This is a genomic window from Actinomadura sp., from assembly GCF_044508335.1.
Classification (GTDB): Bacteria; Actinomycetota; Actinomycetes; order Streptosporangiales; family Streptosporangiaceae; genus Spirillospora.
In genome coordinates this window covers 1-17,032 of sequence record NZ_JBIQHY010000142.1, presented here as the reverse complement: position 1 = coordinate 17,032, position 17,032 = coordinate 1, and the positions used below count along the sequence as shown (strand labels likewise).

Here is a 17,032-nt window from a genome sequence, read left to right as displayed (position 1 = left end):
GCATGTCCGGTGGTGTGAGAGGAGGGCCGGGCGACCCGGCCCTCCTACTCGATCGCGGATGCTCTGCGCGGGCTGGGTTGACGGGCTGGGGTGACGGGCGGGGTCGGCGGCGGGTCAGTCGCCGCTCGCGCCGGGCGTCTCCGACGCGCCGGGGGTCGGCTCGCCGGACGCGCCGGGGCTCGGGCTGGTCGCCGGGCCGGTCGCGGCCCCGGGCGGCTGGGTGCCGGTCGCCTGCCCGACCGGGGCGGCCTGCGGGTAGGTGAGGTAGTCCTGCTGGTGCGACACGATCGGCACCTGGAATTCCACGGCGCCCGCGTTCTCGAACTGCAGCCGCACGGGGACGGTCGAGCCCGGCTGCAGACCGCCGTCGGTGAGGCCGGTGAGCACGACGAGCGGCTGCTCGCCCGTGGTCGGGGTCTGCGGGGGGCTCTGCTCCGGCCCGGCCGTGTTCTGCGAGGTCGGCGTCGCGGACGTGTTCGGCGTGGCGCCGGTGCCGCCGGTGGTCGTCGGGCTGGCGGTGCCCGAGGGGCGTCCGCTCGGCGTCGCGGAGGGGCTCGCCGCGGGGGTCGCCGGCGGCTTGCCGAGCAGGCTGACCACGCCGCCCGCCCCGTCCGCCGCGGCGGGCGGGAGCGTGAGGGCGCCGCCCGCGATCTTCGCCCCGCCGAAGGCGGGCGAGCTGACCGACACCAACCTGTCCTGCGCGCCCTCCACCTGGTTGATCATCACACCGTAGAGCGGCATGGCCTGGCCCGGCTTGATCTGCTCGGTGGGAGCGGGCCCGAGCAGGAACATGTTGCGCAGGCTGATCTTCAGTGCCTGCGGCTTGCCGTTGGGCACCGACACGTTGACGCCCTCGGTCAGGCGGGTCGGGTAGGCGGACTGTGGAGTCTCGCCGGCGCCGCAGCCGGAGATCACCGGCGCGATCGCGACGGCGCCCGCGACGGCGAGCACGACCACTCGACGGCTGTTTCGGATCACGGCGTCGGTCTCCTCGCGAAGTGTCATCAATAGATGTGACATCGGAAAGTTGTGAGAGCGGCGTGAGATACGCCAGGGGAAGCGTAGCGAGACCCTGCCGCGGACCCCGCTCCGGGGTCGCCGACACGCCAGCGCATGGCGGGAACAATGCTCGGAAACGCGCGGAACATGCACGGGAGATGCGCCGGACGCGCACGGGAGACGCGCCGCGTCCGGCGCGCTCCGCCGCGCTTCGTCCCTTCCGGCCGCCTTTCCCGGACGATCAGCCGGTGCCGAGGGACTCGATCCGCCGGGTGAGGTCGGGCCCCGGCCGCGGCCCGTGGACGATCTCGCTGACGATGCCGTCCGGCTGCACGAACACGGCGGTGAGCCCGGCGCCGGCCGGGCCGGGCGCGGCCGGCCGGGGGGCGTAGGCGGTGGCGAGGACGCCGTCCCGGTCTTCGAGGAGGAGCGGTGTCCCGTCGTGGGCGGTGCCCGCGCACGCCCGCAGCTCCTTCACCGACGTCGCCTTCGCGCCGCCGGCGGGCCGCGGGTCGGCGACGAGCCAGAAGTTGAGCTTGTACTCCCGCGTCTTGCCCGCGAGCTCGGCCACCACCGTCTCGCACTCGTACGCGGGCGGGACGATGCCGATCACCCCGGGGCGCAGGTTCCGCAGCGGGACGGACGTGCTGCCGTCCGCGACGATGCCGACCTCCCGGTCCGGCAGCAGGCCGCCGATCTCGCCGGGGCCGGCGGACGGGCGGGGCGCGAGCTGCGCGCCGGTCGGGCGGGGCACCGGACGCGGGCCGAACGCCGTCATCAGCACGCCGCTGAGCAGCGCGACCAGCAGCGCGCCGGCGATGATCGGGATCGCGACGCCGAACCGGGTCACCGGGCGGACCAGGCGGCGGAGCCGGGCGCGGCGCCGCCGGCGCCGCTCCTCGCGGTGGTAGGCGGCCATGTCCCGCTCGAGCTCGCGGGCGTCGTCGGGGATGACCACGTCGACGGGCGGGAGCCCGTAGTCGTCGGGCTCCGGGTCGCCGCCGTCCGGCCTCACGCCGCACCTCCCCTCGCCGCTCGCGGTCCGCGGGCCGCCGTCCTATTCGGGGCCTTCCGGGCGCTTCGTACCCGCCGCGCCCGGCATGCTCACCTCCAGTATGGAACGCATCCGCGCGACTGGCGGGACGGATGCTTGTAACGGGGCTCCCCTTACCGGTAATGGCGTTCCGATGGGGTCACGGTGATCTGTCGGCTACGCTGAGTGTGGAGAACTGGACGCCGATGCACCATTAAAGGGCTTTGTCAATACCCCAATATGCGGTTTGACCTGGGCATTTGTCGGTAACGCCGGTTCAGCCACGCTCGTTTCCGTGCTACCCTGGTTCTAGCGGAAGGGGTACTTGTCACATGACTTTCCAGGTCGGCGACACCGTCGTCTACCCCCACCATGGGGCTGCTCGGATCGAGGCCATCGAGACTCGCACCATCAAGGGTGAGGACAGGACCTATCTGGTCCTGAAGGTTGACAAGGGCGACCTTACAGTGCGGGTCCCGGTCGAGAACGTCGAGGACGTGGGCGTCCGGGACGTCGTGGGCCAGGAGGGGCTCGAGAAGGTGTTCGAGGTGCTGCGCGCACCCTACACCGAAGAGCCCACCAACTGGTCGCGCCGGTACAAGGCGAACCTTGAGAAGCTCGCGTCCGGCGACGTCAACAAGGTCGCCGAGGTCGTCCGCGATCTGTGGCGGCGCGACAAGGAGCGCGGCCTGTCCGCCGGCGAGAAGCGGATGCTCGCCAAGGCGCGGCAGATCCTGGTCAGCGAGCTCGCGCTCGCCGAGAAGACCAACGAGGACAAGGCCGAGGCGCTGCTGGACGAGGTCCTGGCCAGCTGAGTTGACCGAACGGCTTCCGCGGGTGGGCGTCGGAACCGACGTCCACCCGTTCTCGTCCACCCCCCGGCCGCTCAAGGTCGCGGGCCTCGAATGGCCCGGCGAAGGCCACGGCCTCGCCGGCCACTCCGACGGAGACGTCGCCGCGCACGCCGCCTGCGACGCCCTCCTGTCGGCGTGCGGCCTCGGCGACCTGGGCGCCGTCTTCGGCACCGACGACCCCCGCTGGTCCGGTGCCTCCGGCGTCGACCTCCTCCGGGAAGTGGCCCGCCGCGTCACCGAAGCGGGCTTCACCATCGGCAACGTGGCCGTCCAGATCATCGGCAACCGCCCCAAGATCGGCAAGCGGCGCGCGGAAGCCGAGAAGACCCTCACCGAGGCGCTGGGCGGCGCCCCGGTGACGATCTCGGCCACCACCACGGACGGCCTGGGCCTGACGGGCCGGGGCGAAGGTCTCGCGGCGATGGCCACCGCCCTCGTGATCTAGGGGCCTCGTGGTCTAGGGGGCTCGTGGTCTAGGGGGCTCGTGGTCTAGGGCTGGGCCGGGTGGACGGTGCCGGTCACCTCGCCGAAGGCGATGCGGGAGCCGGAGGCGCCCGGAGCCTGGGCGCGGATCGTGACCGTGTCGCCGTCCTCCAGGTAGGTGCGCTTCGTGCCGTCCGGCAGCTCCAGCGGCTCCTGGCCGTTCCAGCTGAGTTCCAGCATGCAGCCGCGCTGGCCGCGTTCCGGGCCCGAGACCGTCCCCGAGGCGAACAGGTCGCCGGTGCGGAGCGGGGCGCCGTTCACCGTGGCGTGCGCCAGCTGCTGCGGGGACGTCCAGTACATCGACGCGAACCGCGGACGGGCCGCCACCTGGCCGTTGATCAAGATCTCCAGATGCAGGTCGAGCCCCCACGGCTCGTCGCAGCGCAGGTAGGGCAGCGGCGGGGGGTCCTGGACGGGCGGGGTCACGCGGGCCGGCTCCAGCGCGGCGACCGGCACCACCCACGGCGAGACCGACGTCGCGAACGACTTGCCGAGGAACGGCCCGAGCGGCAGCGACTCCCACGCCTGCAGGTCGCGCGCGCTCCAGTCGTTCACCAGCACGAACCCGAACACGTGGTCCCGGAACGCGCTCGTCGGCACGCCGCGCCCCGCCGACGAGGGCACGCCCGCGACGAACCCGACCTCGGCCTCGAAGTCCAGCCGGAGCGACGGCCCGTACGACGGATCCGGGTCGCCCGGCAGGCGGCGCTGGCCGGACGGCCGGATGACCGGCGTCCCCGACGGGTACACGGTGCCCGAACGGCCGTGGTACCCCACGGGCAGCCGCTTCCAGTTCGGCGGCAGCGGGTCGCCGTTCGGCCGGAAGATCCGCCCCGCGTTCACGGCGTGGTGCTCGGAGGAGTAGAAGTCGACGTAGTCGGCGACCTCGAACGGCCGCAGCAGCTCCACGTCCGCGACGGGGATCAGGTGCGGCTCGACCCGCTCCCGGTACGACTCGTCGGTGAGCAGCTCCGTCACCCGCTCCCGGTTCGCCTGCCAGGCGGGCCGTCCCGCGACCATGAAGGCGTTCAGCGACCCCGAGGCGAAGTAGTGGCGGTCCTCCACCAGCCCTGCGGCGGACATCGCCGCCAGATCGAGGACGCGGTCGCCGATGGCCACGCCGACACGCGGCAGCTCGCCGGGGCGCGCGAACACCCCGTACGGGAGGTTCTCGATGCCGAACCCGGCGTTCTCATCGACATCAACCCACGAAACGGTCGTCATGGAGACATATCTTTCCCCATGTCCGGCGTCCCGATCCGCCGCAGGACGTCGAGATTGCGAACGTTGAGCGCTGCCAGGAGGCGGCGGGCGCCCCGGGCCTCGTCCTCGGAGAGGGCCCGGACGCCGGCGGCCAGGGGCTCGGCGTCGGCGCGTTCCAGCGTCCGGCGCACATCGCGCTCACCGGCGGCGGCCTGCGCGGCGGCCAGCAGGACGTTCAAGAAGCCCGGCCCGGAGGGCGAGCGGACGGCGTGGCCCGCACCGTTCCAGCACGAGAACCGCAGACCGCGCTCGGCGCAGGCGCAGATGAACGCCGCCGACACGGCCGCGGTCGCGGCGCCGAGGGGCGCGCCGCGGTCGCGGGCCGCGGCGATGCGGTCCAGCGCGTCCCGCCAGCCGGGCGCCGGGCGCACCTCGATGCGCGCCGGGACGTCGGACGGCAACTGGGCGAGCGCCACGGCGGCGGCCCGCGCCTGGTCGGCGTCCTCCGGCACGGCGATCTCCACCGCGCACGGCCGGACGCGCGGCTCGGCGAGGGCGGCGTCCAGCGTCTTCGGCAGCTCGCCGACCCCGGTGTCGCCGACGAGGACGAGGTCGAGGAGGTCCTCCGGGACGAGATGCGTCCGCAGCTCGGCGAACCGGGACGCCGGGCAGCGCAGCCGCCCCGCCGCCGGGCTCCGGGCGGCCTCGCGGTAGGCGGGCAGCGCCCGGTCCAGCGGCGCGCGTTCCGGCGGGAAGAGCGCGGCGTCGTCGAAGAGCCGATCGAGTAAGGCGCTCATGCCCGGGTCAGTACCCCCGGACGCGTCCGGCTAGTCGGCGGGCGGGGTGGGGCCGCTGCGGAAGTTGCTCGACGGCGGCGGGTTCCAGTCCTTGGCCGGGCCGTCGCCGGCGTCGGGGTCCTCGGCGCGGTCGGCGGGCGGGGTGTCGTGGAGGTCCTCCTCCGCGCCCGGGACCACGATGTCGGGCCGCGTCGTGGACGCCACGGGGCGCTCCTCGGCGTCGTCCCGGTCGCGGCCGCGGACGAGTTCGACGTCCGTCGGGAGCAGCGCCGGGATCTGGTCGAGCGGCGGCCGCGGCTCCGGCAGCGCGTCCAGCGGCGGCGCCGGCTCGGACGACAGGCTCCCCCCGTACCCGGCGCCCTCGGGCTCCGCGCGCCCTCCCGGCCCGGCCGGCTCGTCCTCGCCGGGCCCGTGCGCGGGGCCGCTCGGCTCGTGTTCCGCCTCGTGTGCGGCGGGCTCGTGTGCGGCGGGCTCGTGTGCGGCCGGCTGGTACTGGACGGGCTCCGGGACGCCGCCCTCGGGCGCGTACGGGGCGGCCCGCCCTGCCTCCTGCCCGGTGACGGGCTCGGGCTCGGTGACCGGCTCGGGTTCGGCGGCGGGCTCCGGAGGGAACGGGATCAGCGGCTCCTCGTCGGCGGCGCCGGACGGCGGCTCTGCGGACGGCGGCTCTGCGGACGGCTGCGGCTCGGCGGGCGGCTCCAGCGCGAGCGGCGGCGGCCCGGCGGGCCCCAGCACCTTCACATGCCCGCGCTGCCCCTCGACGGGAGCGGTCTCCGCGGCGGCGGGCCGGGCCACCCGGATCTGCTTGAACATCGTCAGCCACAGCCAGATCGCGATCACCAGCATCACCTCCGGCGCGACGGCCACGCCCGCGCGCACCGCGTCGTCCGGGAGGGAGCCGTACCCCCACACCGCGTGCTGGACGGAGGCCGCGGCGCCCCCGGCGGCGAGGAGGAGCAGCAGCGCCCAGCGGAGCAGCCGCGTCCACCAGCGGGCGTTGCGGGTGACGACCAGCGACAGGATCGTCATCGCGACGAGGATGTCGGCCATCGCCGGGTACAGCGGCGCCCAGCGGCGGCTCACCCGCCCGGCGAGGGCGAGCTCGCGGAGGACGTCGTAGGTGAGCACGTACGCGCCGGCGGCGAGCGCGGCGACGACGAGGCCGGCGAGCGCGGTGAGCACCCGCCGCTGCGCGCGGGTGAAGGTCGGCCGGGTCGGGTCAGATGGCATGGGGTCTCGTTCCGGGGGAGGGCGCCTTGAGGGTCCGCAGCCGAGATTAATCGGCCCGGACGGCGGCGAACCGCAACTTCTTAGTGATCACATTGTCGCTGCGCACGATAAAGGGGGAGACGTACGGTATGGACGACGACGTCCCGAGGGGAGGCTGCGATGCCCTACGGCTGGTTCGTGGACGGGACCCGAACCCGGACGGCCGGGTAGCGCGGCGTGGCGTCGCCTGATGACGGGGTCCACGACCGGCTGGGCGAGCCGGTCCGGACGTTCGACGGCCGGGCGGCGGGCCGCCGCACATGGGCGTGGCTGTGCCTGCTCGGCCTGGCGTCGCTGGCGCTGATCCCGGCGGCCGTCGTCTACCTGCACGAAGGCGCGTGGTGGGTGGGCGTCCCCGCGCTGCTGCTCTCGATGGGGTACGCGGCCGCCGCCGGCTGGATCGCGGGACGCGACCGCCCCCGCCTCCGCAACCGGATCGCCCGCCTCTACACCAACGGGCTGTCGGTCACCGGGCCGGGCGGCGAGACCGGCTACACGTGGGACGAGCTGGAGTCGGTGACGGTCTCGGGGCGGCGCAGCGGCCCGCGGATCCGGTGGTGCTTCACGATCGTCGCGGACGACGGCGGCGTGCTGCGGCTCGAAGACGACATCCCGGACGTCCGGGCGCTCGGCGTGACCGTCGCGAAGGAGGTGACGGCCCGGATCGTCCCGCGGCGCCTGGCGGCGGTGCGGGCGCGGGAGCGGGTGCGCCTCGGCCCGTTCACCGTGGACCTGGACGGCGTCGAGAAGGACGGCGAGCGGCTGCCGTGGAAGGCCGTCCAGGACGTGGAGATCAGCAACGGCATGGTGACCGTGCGCGCGTACACCGGCCGGATGGACCTGGTGGCGGTCGCCTCCCAGATGCCTGACGCGCTGGCGTTCGCGGCGCTGTGCCGCCGGCTCAGTGATCCGGGCGGGCCCTTCTGAAAACTCTTCCGCGGGGCATGTAGAGAACCCGCCGCCGGCTCCGATCGTTCAGTGACGAACGGCCGACCGGGGCCGACGAGCGGCCGACCGGGGCCGCTCGGGACGACACACGGGACGAGGAGCACACCGTGAAGTACATGCTGCTGATCTACAACCGCCCCGGCTTCGCGGAGGAGCTGACGGAGGCGGAGCGCGACGCGCTGTTCGCCGAGGTCGACGCGATCATGCGGGAGCTGCAGGAGTCGGGCGAGTGGGTCGGCGGGGAGGCGCTGGCCGACCCGTCCACCACCAAGAACGTGCTGGAGCGCGGCGGGCAGCCGGCGGTGACCGACGGGCCGTTCCTGGAGGCCAAGGAGCACTTCGCCGGCTTCCTCACCGTCGACTGCGAGTCGGAGGAGCGGGCGGTCGAGATCGCCAGGCGCTGGCCGGACGTCCGGTTCGGCGGGCGCATGGAGGTCCGGGCCGTCATGAGCGAGGGCGGGGCGGAGATGTGACGGCGCCCCCGGCCGTCGAGGACCTGCTGCGCACCCTCGCGCCGCAGGTCCTCGGCACGCTCGTGCGGCGGCACGGCGCGTTCGACGCCTGCGAGGACGCCGTGCAGGAGGCGCTCCTCGCCGCCGCCGTGCAGTGGCCGGGGGACGGCGTCCCGGAGAACCCGCGCGGCTGGCTGCTGACCGTCGCGGCGCGGCGGCTCACCGACCAGTGGCGCAGCGAGCGGGCCCGCCGCGACCGCGAGGCCGCGGTGTCCGCGCGGGAACCCGCGCAGCCCGGCCCGGACGAGGACCGGCCGGGCGACCGGGACGACACCCTGACGCTGCTGTTCCTCTGCTGCCATCCGGCGCTGTCGCCGTCCTCGCAGGTCGCGCTGACGCTGCGGGCGGTCGGCGGGTTGACGACGGCGCAGATCGCGCGGGCGTTCCTGGTGCCGGAGGCGACGATGGCGCAGCGGGTCAGCCGCGCCAAGGCGAAGATCAGGGCGGCCGGGGCGCGGTTCGCGATGCCGCCGCCGGGGGAGCGGGGCGAGCGGCTGCGCGCCGTCCTGCACGTCCTGTACCTGATCTTCAACGAGGGGTACACCGCGTCCAGCGGGCCGGACCTGCAGCGCGCCGACCTCACCGCGGAGGCGATCCGGCTCGCGCGGGCGCTGCACGGCCTGCTGCCGGACGACGGCGAGGTCGCGGGCCTGCTCGCGCTGATGCTGCTCACCGACGCCCGGCGGGCGGCGCGCACGGGGCCCGGCGGGCTGCTGATCCCGCTCACCGAGCAGGACAGGACGCTCTGGCGGCGGGACGCGATCGAGGAGGGCACGGCCCTCGTCACCGACGCGCTCACCTGGTCGCCGCCCGGCCCGTACCAGCTGCAGGCCGCGATCGCCGCCGTCCACGCGGAGGCGCGCCGGCCCGAGGACACCGACTGGCGGCAGATCCTGGCGCTGTACCGGCTGCTGTCGCACCTGGCGCCGAACCCGGTGGTCACGCTCAACGAGGCGGTGGCGCTGGCGATGGTGCACGGGCCGTCCGCCGGGCTGGACCTGCTGCGGACGCTGGACGGCGACGACCGGGTCTCCGGGCACCACCGGCTCGCGGCCGTCCGCGCCCACCTGCTGGAGATGGCCGGTGACACCGGCGCGGCGCGGGACGCGTACCGGGAGGCGGCGCGGCTCACGACCAGCATCCCCGAGCGCCGCTATCTCGAATCCCGCGCCTTCCGGCTCAACGGGAAAGACGGAGATGACGGAGAAGACGGCGGGGACGACGGGGACGACGGGGACGCTTGACGCGGTGTTCGGCGAGGCGCGACGCGGCGGCGGGGGCCGCGCCGCGCAATGCGCGACGCGGCCGCTCGCCGATCCAATAACCTGAACCCTGTGAGTCTGCGCTTCTACGACACCGGCACCCGCAGCGTCCGCACGTTCGAGCCCCTCGAAGAAGGCCGCGTGGGGATGTACGTGTGCGGTGCGACCCCGCAGGCATCACCGCACATCGGGCACCTCCGCTCGGGCGTCATCTACGACGTGCTGCTGCGCTGGCTGCGCGCGTCCGGGTACGAGGTGACGTTCGCGCGCAACGTCACCGACATCGACGACAAGATCATCGCGGTGTCGGCGGAGCAGGGCGTCCCGTGGTTCGCGGTCGCCGAGGGCAACCAGCGCGTGTTCAACCAGGGCTACGACCTGCTCGGCTGCCTGCCGCCGACGGTCGAGCCGCGCGCCACCGGGCACGTCCCGGAGATGATCGTGCTGATCCGCCGGCTGATCGAGAAGGGCCACGCGTACGCCGCGGGCGGCGACGTGTACTTCGACGTGAAGTCGTGGGCCGACGAGTACGGCGCGCTGTCGAACCAGCGGCTGGAGAACATGCGGTCCGCAGGCGACACGCCCAATGAGGACGCTAAACGCGACCCGCGCGACTTCGCGCTCTGGAAGGGCGCCAAGCCGGGCGAGCCGTCCTGGGAGACGCCCTGGGGCCGCGGGCGTCCCGGCTGGCATCTCGAATGCTCGGCGATGGCGACGAAGTACCTCGGCCCCACGTTCGACATCCACGGCGGCGGGGTCGACCTCATCTTCCCGCACCACGAGAACGAGATCGCCCAATCCCGCGCCGCCGGCGACGGGTTCGCGCGCTACTGGCTGCACAACGGCCTCCTCACCGTGGACGGCGAGAAGATGAGCAAGTCGGTCGGCAACGTGGTGCTGCTGCCCGATCTGCTCGGCAAGGCCCGCCCGGTGGAGGTGCGCTACTACCTCGCCTCGGCGCACTACCGGTCGCTCATGGACTACACCGACGCCGCCCTGGCCGAGGCCGTCTCCGCCTACCAGCGGATCGAGGGCTTCGTGACGCGGGCCTCGGAGGTGGTGGGGGCCGTCCCCGCGTCGTCCGTGCCGTCCGCGTTCGCCGCCGCGATGGACGATGATCTAGGCGTCCCGCAGGCGCTGGCGGTGCTGCACGAGACCGTCCGGGAGGGCAACAGCGCGCTGGCGTCCGGCGACCATGACGCGGCGCGCGGCGCGCTCGCCGCGGTGCGGGCCATGGCGGACGTCCTCGGCATCGACCCGCTGTCGCCGCAGTGGAGGAAGGCGGGCGAGGAGGACCTCCGCCCCGTCGTGGACGCCCTGGTGGCGGTGGCGCTGGAGCAGCGGCAGGCCGCGCGGGCGCGCAAGGACTACGCGGCCGCCGACGCCATCCGCGACAGCCTGGCCGAGGCCGGGATCGTGGTCGAGGACACCCCGCACGGCCCCCGCTGGGAGCTGAAGCGCGGCTGACCGGCGCCGCGCGGAGTGCGCGACGCGTCCCGCGCGGCGGATAAAATCGGACGTTCGCGGGGGTTCGCCGACGTGCCGTCCCGCCGACAGAGTCTTAGCCGACAGAGTTCTTAGCCGAGAGAGTCTTAGCCGCCCGGCAGCCGCGAGGGCGAGCACGCAATCGTCGCGAGGGGCGTAACGCACAATGGCCAAGCGCAAGGGCAAGGGACCGACCCCCAAGGCCGAGGACCGGCACTGGCACGGCAAGCGCCAGAAGGCCCGCGCCATCAAGAACGCCAAGCGCACCGGCACGCCGACGCTGGGGCCGGGCGGGCGCGCGAAGGCCGCGGCCGCCGCCCCCGGCGGGCGTCCCGCCGGCGCTCGGCGCGCGAACGGCGAGGTCCCCGAGCTGGTCACCGGCCGGAACCCGGTCGTCGAGGCGCTGCGCGCGGGCGTCCCGGGCACGGCGCTGTACGTGATGTCCAGCAACGACGAGCGGGTCCGGGAGTCGATCCAGCTGGCCGCCGACCGCGGCGTCCCGCTGCTGGAGACCGGGAAGAACGAGCTCGACCGGCTGACCGGCGGCGCCGTCCACCAGGGCATAGCGCTGCAGGTCAGGCCGTACCGGTACGCGCACCCGGACGACCTGCTCAAGGGCGCCGCGCCGCTGGTCGTCGCGGTCGACGGGATCACCGACCCGCGCAACCTCGGCGCGATCGTCCGGTCCGCCGCCGCGTTCGGCGCGACCGGGGTCGTCGTGCCCGAGCGGCGCGCGGCCGGGATCACCGCGGGCGCCTGGAAGTCGTCCGCCGGGACGCTCGCGACCTGCCCCGTCGCGCAGGCGACGAACCTGGCGCGGCAGCTCAAGGCGTACCAGAAGGCGGGCTGCTTCGTCGCCGGGCTGGACGCGCGCGGCGGCGTGACCGTCGCCGACCTGGAGATCGCGTCCGGGCCGTTCGTGCTGGTCGTGGGCTCGGAGGGCAAGGGGCTCGGCCGGCTGGTCGCCGACACCTGCGACATGCTGGTCACGATCCCGATGCCGGGGAGGGCCGAGTCGCTCAACGCCGGGGTCGCCGCGGGCATCGCACTGTACGAGGTCAGCCGCCTGCGCGCCTGACCGCCGCGGAAACTTTATCTCAACAGGAATAATCTCAACGTTCATAGGCTTAGCATTGATGTACCTGCCGTGCTCATGCCCACGCTGAGGTGATCTCCCTCATGACCTCCATCGCGGCACCGCGGACGCAGCCCGCCCGCCACGCGTCCGACCTCGCCCTGGCCGCCTTCGCACCCGCAAGCTGGGGCACCACCTACGTCGTCACCACCACCCTCCTTCCCGCCGACCGCCCGATGCTGGCCGCGACCCTGCGCGCGCTGCCCGCCGGGCTGGTGCTGCTCGCCGCCACCCGGCGCCTCCCGCGCGGCTCCTGGTGGTGGAAGTCCGCCGTCCTCGGCATGCTGAACTTCGGCGCCTTCTTCCCGCTGCTCTTCTTCGCCGCCTACCGGCTGCCGGGCGGGGTCGCCGCCACCGTCGGCTCCGTGCAGCCGCTGGTCGTGGCGCTGCTGTCGCTCGGCGTCCTGCGCGTCCGCCCGGCCCGCGCCGTCCTGTACTCGGCGCTCGCCGGCACCGGCGGCGTCGCGCTGCTGACGCTCACCTCCGACGCCCGCCTGGACCCGCTCGGCATCGCCGCCATGCTCACCGCGACGTCCCTCATGGCCGCCGCGATCGTCCTCGCGAAGAAGTGGGGACGTCCCGAATCGCCGCTGGTCATGACCGGGTGGCAGCTCACCGTCGGCGGCCTCGTCCTGCTGCCGCTGACGCTGCTGACCGAGGGCGTCCCGCCGTCCGTCACGGGCGAGAACGTGCTGGGCTTCGCCTACCTCGGCATCGTCGGCACCGCGATCGCGTACGCGCTGTGGTTCCGCGGCATCGACCGGCTCGCCCCGACGTCCGTCTCGCTGCTCGGCCTGACCAACCCGATGGTCGCGACCCTGGCGGGCCTGCTGGTCCTCGGGCAGACGCTCACGTTCTGGCAGCTCGTCGGATTCACCATCGCGCTCGGGGCCCTGGTCGCCGGCCAGTCGTTCAACCGGAAGCCCGCGCCGGCCCTGGAGGCCCCCGTGCCGCTCCCGCAGCCGGCCGGGCGGCTCTGAACATCTTCAGACGCGCAGACCCCTCCGGCGCCTCTTGAGAAAAGCAAGTTCAGCCGGGTTCTCCGTCAGTTCGATGGCCTCGGCGTAGGCGCCGGCGGCCTCCGCGTCCCGTCCCAGCCGGCGCAGCAGATCGGCGCGGATCGCATGGAACAGGTAGTACCGGCCGAGGTCGAGACCGTCCACGAGAGCAAGACCTGCCTCCGGACCCTCGACCTCCGCCACCGCCACCGCCCGGTTGAGCGCCGCGACAGGAGTGGGCGCGACGGCCATCAACTGGTCGTACAACTCCAGAATCTGATCCCACCGCGTATCCTCGGCCGTCGCCGCATCGCTGTGCACCGCGTTGATGGCGGCCTGGATCTGGTACGGCCCCGGCCGGTCGATCGCCAGGCACCGCCGGACGAGCGCCTGCCCTTCCTCCACGAGCCCGCGATCCACAACCCGCGGTCCTGCTGAGACAGCAGAACAAGTTCGCCGCCTTTGATCCGGGCGGCCTTGCGCGACTCCACCAGGAGCATCAGTGCGAGAAGCCCCAGCACTTCGGGCTCGTCCGGCATGAGCTCCCGCAGGACGCGCCCCAGCCTGATCGCCTCGCCGCCCAGCTCCTCCCGCCCCGCATACCCTTCGTTGAACACGAGATAGATGACGGCCAGCACCCCGGACAGCCTTTCCGGAAGCTCCGCCTTCTCCGGCACCCGGTAGGGGATCCGCGCGTCCCGGATCTTCGCCTTCGCCCTGACGAGCCGCTGCGCCATCGTCTTCTCCGGCACGAGGAACGCCCGCGCGATCTCCACCGTGCTCAGCCCGCCCAGCAGCCGCAACGTCAGCGCCACCCGCGCCTGAAGCCCCAGCGCCGGATGGCAGCACGTGAACATGAGCCTCAGCCGGTCGTCCTCCACCCCGCCGTCCACGACCGGCTCACCCCCGCCGATCAGCACGGCCTCCGCCTGCTTCCCGTCCCGCAGCGCCTCCCGGCGCAGCCGGTCGATCGCCTTGTTCCGCGCCGTCGTGATGATCCACCCGGCCGGGCTCGGCGGCGTCCCGTCCGACGGCCACCGCCGGACCGCCTCCACGAACGCGTCCTGCACCGCCTCCTCGGCCACGTCGACGTCGCCGAAGACCCGGACCAGGACGGCCACCGCCCGCCCGTGCTCCTCCCGGAAGACCCGCTCGATCACACCTCGCCCACGAACGGCCGCACCTCGATCGGCAGCCCCGTCGCCTTGGTGAACCGCGCCGCGACCTTCAGCGCCGCGTCCAGATCCTCCACCTGGATGATCGTGATGCCGCCGATGTGCTCCTTGCCCTCCGTCCAGGGCCCGTCCGTCGCGACGCATTCGTCACCCCGCAGCCGCACCACGGTGCTCGCCTCGGGCCCGTGGAGCCCGCGCCCGAACACCCACGACTCCTCCAGCTCCAGATCCCGCCGGATCTCCCCGATCTCCGCCATGACCTTGTCCAGCACCTCCGGCGGCGGAGGATCGCCCACCGGCTGGATCATGTTGAGCGCATAGAGCTTCATGCCTCCTCCTTCTCATACCTCACGATCACTACCCCGGTCGTCGTCGTCACCGACTCCACCAGCCGCATGCCCGCCTCGACCCCGTCGAACAGCCGCCGTCCCGTCCCCAGCACCACCGGATGGACCATGAGCAGCCACTCATCGACGAGCCCCCGCCGCATGAGCTCCCGCGCCAGCACCCCGCTCCCCAGCACGGTGAGCCCGCCCTCGATCTTCTCGACGTCCTCCACATCACCGACGAGCACGGAGTTCATCCAGGGCAGCGGCTCCTGCAACGTCCGCGACACCACATACTTCGTGGTCCGGTTCAGCGCGTCGGTGTACGGGTTGCCGTCCGTCTGCTTCGGCCAGTACCCGTAGAACTGCTCGTACGTCCGCCGTCCGAGCAGCAGGCCCCCTTCCCCGCCCATCCCCTTCCCGAGCACGTCCCTCATGACCTGGTCGTTCCCCGCGAGGGCCCACCCCCCACGAGGGAAGCCGCCCCGCACGTCCTCATCGGCGGCGGCGGGGGCCTGCATGACCCCGTCCAACGACAGATGCTCCACAAGCACGACGTTCCCCACGGAAATCTCCCTCCTGTCACCCCCTACACGAACGAGCCACCCCCAAATCGACATAGGCTCCACCCGTGATCACCAAGCGGTCGGTGGCAGCTGTGCCCCTCACGCTCCTGTGCCTACAGCGCCGCCGGCACCCCGATCACCGTCTCAACCCAAGACACCGAGACCCAGGAAGCAAACCTGAACATAGACATCGCCGCGATGACCCAGCACAAGGTCACCGTCCGCTTCACCGAGGTGACCACCTGAAAGGAACGACATGGACGTGCGCGAGGACGACCTCGTACTGCGGCCGGACTTTCGCGCAGGTTCGGCCATCCTGGCAGCCATCGCCGTGGCGGCAGCGGCCATCGTCGCCGCGATCCTGATAGGCGACGCCCCGACGGTGTTCGCCCCGATCGTCGGCGGCGTCTTCGCCGTGCTCTTCCTCTTCGTACTCGGAAGCCTCCTGCGCGCCCGGATCGTCCTGACGCAGCACGAACTCGTCCTGCGAGGCCCGTTCTCCGCCCAGCACAAGCCACGCGCGCACATCGCCGAGGTAATCCGCGCAAGGATCACCGCCCCACGCGGAGCGACCAACGGGAACCTGTTCGTCCTGGACGAGAGCCGCAGCCTGCTCCTGAGAATCCCCGCCGACGCCTACCGCCGCGGGGACCTAGACCTCCTGGTGACCACGCTGGACGTCCCGTGCAGCGGCCCAAGCAGCCCGATCAACCCAAAGAAGTTCGCCGAGACCTACCCAGGCATCCTGACCAAGGTGGAACAACACCCCTACCGCCTGGCCCTAGCAACCGCCGCCATCATCGTGACAACCCTGCTAGCGGTACTCCTAGTCTCCCTAGCCGCAACCTGACCACCACGAACCAACCCCCTCCCAAACCCAGACCACCGTCCACCAGTGGCGCCACCGCTTCGAACGCCCGGCTTGCGCCCTCTACTGGACGGCACACCCGTAGACTCATGATGAGGGCTGGCAAGGACACTCAGTGCTGAGGAGGGGCGTCATGACGGCTGAACCACTCAATCACGATCATGGCCCGCTCGATCCAGAAGGCATCCTCCGTCGCCTGCCCCATGAGGAGCGAGAGCGGTTCATCCGGGACTACCACAGCGCCCTCGACGCCGCGCACGAACTCTGGCGCTACCGCCAACTCCAAGAGGTCCTCCGCCTCTGGCACATGCGGGCCACCGCGTACGCCCGCCCCGACTTCGCCGAGCGGGCACAGCAGGCACGCACAGGCGCCCCGGCCGTCTTCACTGACGCCGCAGAAACAATCCCCGGGTGGCCTGAAAGTGCGGACGGCGCTCGTCGAATTACCGCGTCGAGCTGCACGCAACCGCACTCGCCCAGATCGGCGGCCTCCCTCCAGAGGCCTTCGACGCCCTAGTGACATCCCTCGCCGACGTTGCCGAACGTCCCTGGGACGCGATGGCTCTCTACAACGACGAGCCTGAATACCGCCAAGTCATCCTCGGCACCTACGGCCTGGCCTCCTTCTACGTCGACGATACAGCCGAGATCATCCGCGTTTTTGACGTCACCTGGACCGGCTGACACTCATCACACCCATGGCGAAAGTCAGTTTGTTTGTACGAGCAATCCGTCGGCGGAGCGTATCCACCGTACTCCTGCAGCATCACGGAAGGTGATCTCTATCAAGAACATTCCATTTCGGAGGTGGTGTGGGACTTCTTCATATTCGTCTTCCGCCAGTTCTAGCGGCATGAATTTGGTTTCGTGGGGTGGGAGTACGGCGATGTTTTCAAAGAACCAATCGCCTCCAGCAGTCGGCTCACCATCACTCGCCGGCTGGAATACTGGGTAGATATCGAATACAGGAAGATCAGACGCATTTCGCACAAAAGCGCCGAACATGTTCTCTTCGAGGGCGGTACTAGGTGCTGGCGCGAACCACGCTGCGATCTTTTCCGCCTGACTGCGGCGCTCTGCTTCATCACGCGCACTGCGTTCCTCCGCCGCGTGTTTGTC

General features: G+C 72.3%; 21 protein-coding genes. 11 read left to right on the top strand and 10 right to left on the bottom strand.

Annotation, left to right across the window (positions count from 1 at the left end; translation table 11 throughout):
- Positions 1 to 114: 114 nt before the first annotated feature.
- Together ACIWVC_RS30765 and ACIWVC_RS30760 are read right to left on the bottom strand one after the other, a co-directional pair.
- Positions 115 to 1,005 (bottom strand): hypothetical protein, encoded by an 891-nt coding sequence (locus ACIWVC_RS30765; protein WP_396451810.1) that lies wholly within the window; start codon positions 1,003 to 1,005, stop codon positions 115 to 117.
- Positions 1,006 to 1,240: 235 nt separating this feature from the next.
- Positions 1,241 to 2,014 carry a hypothetical protein gene (locus ACIWVC_RS30760; protein ID WP_396451812.1) on the bottom strand — a complete coding sequence of 258 codons (774 nt, stop codon included), beginning with the start codon at positions 2,012 to 2,014 and terminating at the stop codon, positions 1,241 to 1,243.
- Positions 2,015 to 2,364: 350 nt separating this feature from the next.
- Between ACIWVC_RS30760 and ACIWVC_RS30755 the strand changes: the two genes are divergently transcribed.
- Together ACIWVC_RS30755 and ispF are read left to right on the top strand one after the other, a co-directional pair.
- Positions 2,365 to 2,847, top strand: a complete 483-nt coding sequence (locus tag ACIWVC_RS30755) for a CarD family transcriptional regulator (protein ID WP_089328581.1) — start codon at positions 2,365 to 2,367, stop codon at positions 2,845 to 2,847.
- A 22-nt stretch (positions 2,848 to 2,869) separates the two neighbouring features.
- Complete coding sequence (gene ispF / locus ACIWVC_RS30750; RefSeq protein WP_396451814.1) at positions 2,870 to 3,331, top strand: 2-C-methyl-D-erythritol 2,4-cyclodiphosphate synthase; 462 nt, start codon at positions 2,870 to 2,872, stop codon at positions 3,329 to 3,331.
- A 44-nt stretch (positions 3,332 to 3,375) separates the two neighbouring features.
- Here ispF and fahA read toward each other — a convergent pair whose 3' ends face one another.
- From fahA to ACIWVC_RS30735, 3 genes are read right to left on the bottom strand one after another with little or no spacing between them, the layout of a single operon-like run.
- On the bottom strand, positions 3,376 to 4,593 hold the full coding sequence (fahA, locus tag ACIWVC_RS30745) for a fumarylacetoacetase (RefSeq protein WP_396451816.1): 1,218 nt from the start codon (positions 4,591 to 4,593) through the stop codon (positions 3,376 to 3,378).
- Positions 4,590 to 5,369, bottom strand: coding sequence for a hypothetical protein (locus ACIWVC_RS30740; RefSeq protein ID WP_396451817.1), 780 nt, complete (start codon positions 5,367 to 5,369; stop codon positions 4,590 to 4,592). Before ACIWVC_RS30740 ends, fahA begins: the two co-directional genes overlap by 4 nt.
- 30 nt (positions 5,370 to 5,399) lie before the next feature.
- Positions 5,400 to 6,599, bottom strand: a complete 1,200-nt coding sequence (locus ACIWVC_RS30735; RefSeq protein WP_396451818.1) for a hypothetical protein — start codon at positions 6,597 to 6,599, stop codon at positions 5,400 to 5,402.
- Positions 6,600 to 6,815: 216 nt separating this feature from the next.
- Between ACIWVC_RS30735 and ACIWVC_RS30730 the strand changes: the two genes are divergently transcribed.
- From ACIWVC_RS30730 to ACIWVC_RS30705, 6 genes are all read left to right on the top strand, one after another.
- Entirely contained in the window at positions 6,816 to 7,565 is a 750-nt protein-coding gene (locus ACIWVC_RS30730) for a DUF6585 family protein (protein WP_396451820.1), read from the top strand.
- A gap of 137 nt (positions 7,566 to 7,702) precedes the next feature.
- Complete coding sequence (locus ACIWVC_RS30725) at positions 7,703 to 8,059, top strand: YciI family protein (protein ID WP_396454900.1); 357 nt, start codon at positions 7,703 to 7,705, stop codon at positions 8,057 to 8,059.
- Complete coding sequence (locus tag ACIWVC_RS30720; RefSeq protein WP_396451823.1) at positions 8,056 to 9,342, top strand: RNA polymerase sigma factor; 1,287 nt, start codon at positions 8,056 to 8,058, stop codon at positions 9,340 to 9,342. The genes ACIWVC_RS30725 and ACIWVC_RS30720 overlap by 4 nt, the downstream gene beginning before the upstream one ends.
- Positions 9,343 to 9,432: 90 nt before the next feature.
- Complete coding sequence (cysS, locus tag ACIWVC_RS30715) at positions 9,433 to 10,827, top strand: cysteine--tRNA ligase (protein ID WP_396451825.1); 1,395 nt, start codon at positions 9,433 to 9,435, stop codon at positions 10,825 to 10,827.
- A 184-nt stretch (positions 10,828 to 11,011) separates the two neighbouring features.
- Complete coding sequence (gene rlmB, locus ACIWVC_RS30710; protein WP_396451827.1) at positions 11,012 to 11,923, top strand: 23S rRNA (guanosine(2251)-2'-O)-methyltransferase RlmB; 912 nt, start codon at positions 11,012 to 11,014, stop codon at positions 11,921 to 11,923.
- A 101-nt stretch (positions 11,924 to 12,024) separates the two neighbouring features.
- A complete protein-coding gene (locus ACIWVC_RS30705) occupies positions 12,025 to 12,960 on the top strand; it encodes an EamA family transporter (RefSeq protein WP_396451829.1) in 936 nt (311 codons plus the stop codon).
- A 6-nt stretch (positions 12,961 to 12,966) separates the two neighbouring features.
- On the opposite strand, the gene ACIWVC_RS30700 is transcribed toward ACIWVC_RS30705, so the two are convergent.
- From ACIWVC_RS30700 to ACIWVC_RS30685, 4 genes are read right to left on the bottom strand one after another with little or no spacing between them, the layout of a single operon-like run.
- Positions 12,967 to 13,245 (bottom strand): hypothetical protein, encoded by a 279-nt coding sequence (locus ACIWVC_RS30700; RefSeq protein WP_396454899.1) that lies wholly within the window; start codon positions 13,243 to 13,245, stop codon positions 12,967 to 12,969.
- Positions 13,230 to 14,138: an RNA polymerase sigma factor gene (locus tag ACIWVC_RS30695; protein ID WP_396451832.1), complete on the bottom strand. Its 909-nt coding sequence runs from the start codon at positions 14,136 to 14,138 to the stop codon at positions 13,230 to 13,232. The genes ACIWVC_RS30700 and ACIWVC_RS30695 overlap by 16 nt, the downstream gene beginning before the upstream one ends.
- On the bottom strand, positions 14,135 to 14,482 hold the full coding sequence (locus ACIWVC_RS30690; RefSeq protein WP_396451834.1) for a YciI family protein: 348 nt from the start codon (positions 14,480 to 14,482) through the stop codon (positions 14,135 to 14,137). The genes ACIWVC_RS30695 and ACIWVC_RS30690 overlap by 4 nt, the downstream gene beginning before the upstream one ends.
- On the bottom strand, positions 14,479 to 15,045 hold the full coding sequence (locus ACIWVC_RS30685) for a dihydrofolate reductase family protein (protein ID WP_396451835.1): 567 nt from the start codon (positions 15,043 to 15,045) through the stop codon (positions 14,479 to 14,481). Before ACIWVC_RS30685 ends, ACIWVC_RS30690 begins: the two co-directional genes overlap by 4 nt.
- A gap of 256 nt (positions 15,046 to 15,301) precedes the next feature.
- Between ACIWVC_RS30685 and ACIWVC_RS30680 the strand changes: the two genes are divergently transcribed.
- The 3 genes from ACIWVC_RS30680 to ACIWVC_RS30670 all read left to right on the top strand — a co-directional run bounded on the left by ACIWVC_RS30680 (position 15,302) and on the right by ACIWVC_RS30670 (position 16,597).
- Positions 15,302 to 15,895 (top strand): hypothetical protein, encoded by a 594-nt coding sequence (locus tag ACIWVC_RS30680; protein WP_396451837.1) that lies wholly within the window; start codon positions 15,302 to 15,304, stop codon positions 15,893 to 15,895.
- A 151-nt stretch (positions 15,896 to 16,046) separates the two neighbouring features.
- The gene (locus ACIWVC_RS30675; protein ID WP_396451838.1) at positions 16,047 to 16,430 is read left to right on the top strand and encodes a DUF6247 family protein; all 384 of its coding nucleotides are present in this window, start codon (positions 16,047 to 16,049) and stop codon (positions 16,428 to 16,430) included.
- 41 nt (positions 16,431 to 16,471) lie between these two features.
- Positions 16,472 to 16,597: a hypothetical protein gene (locus ACIWVC_RS30670; protein WP_396454898.1), complete on the top strand. Its 126-nt coding sequence runs from the start codon at positions 16,472 to 16,474 to the stop codon at positions 16,595 to 16,597.
- Positions 16,598 to 16,621: 24 nt separating this feature from the next.
- Here ACIWVC_RS30670 and ACIWVC_RS30665 read toward each other — a convergent pair.
- Positions 16,622 to 17,032 (bottom strand): hypothetical protein (locus tag ACIWVC_RS30665; RefSeq protein ID WP_396454897.1); only part of this gene is annotated, 411 nt, incomplete at its 5' end.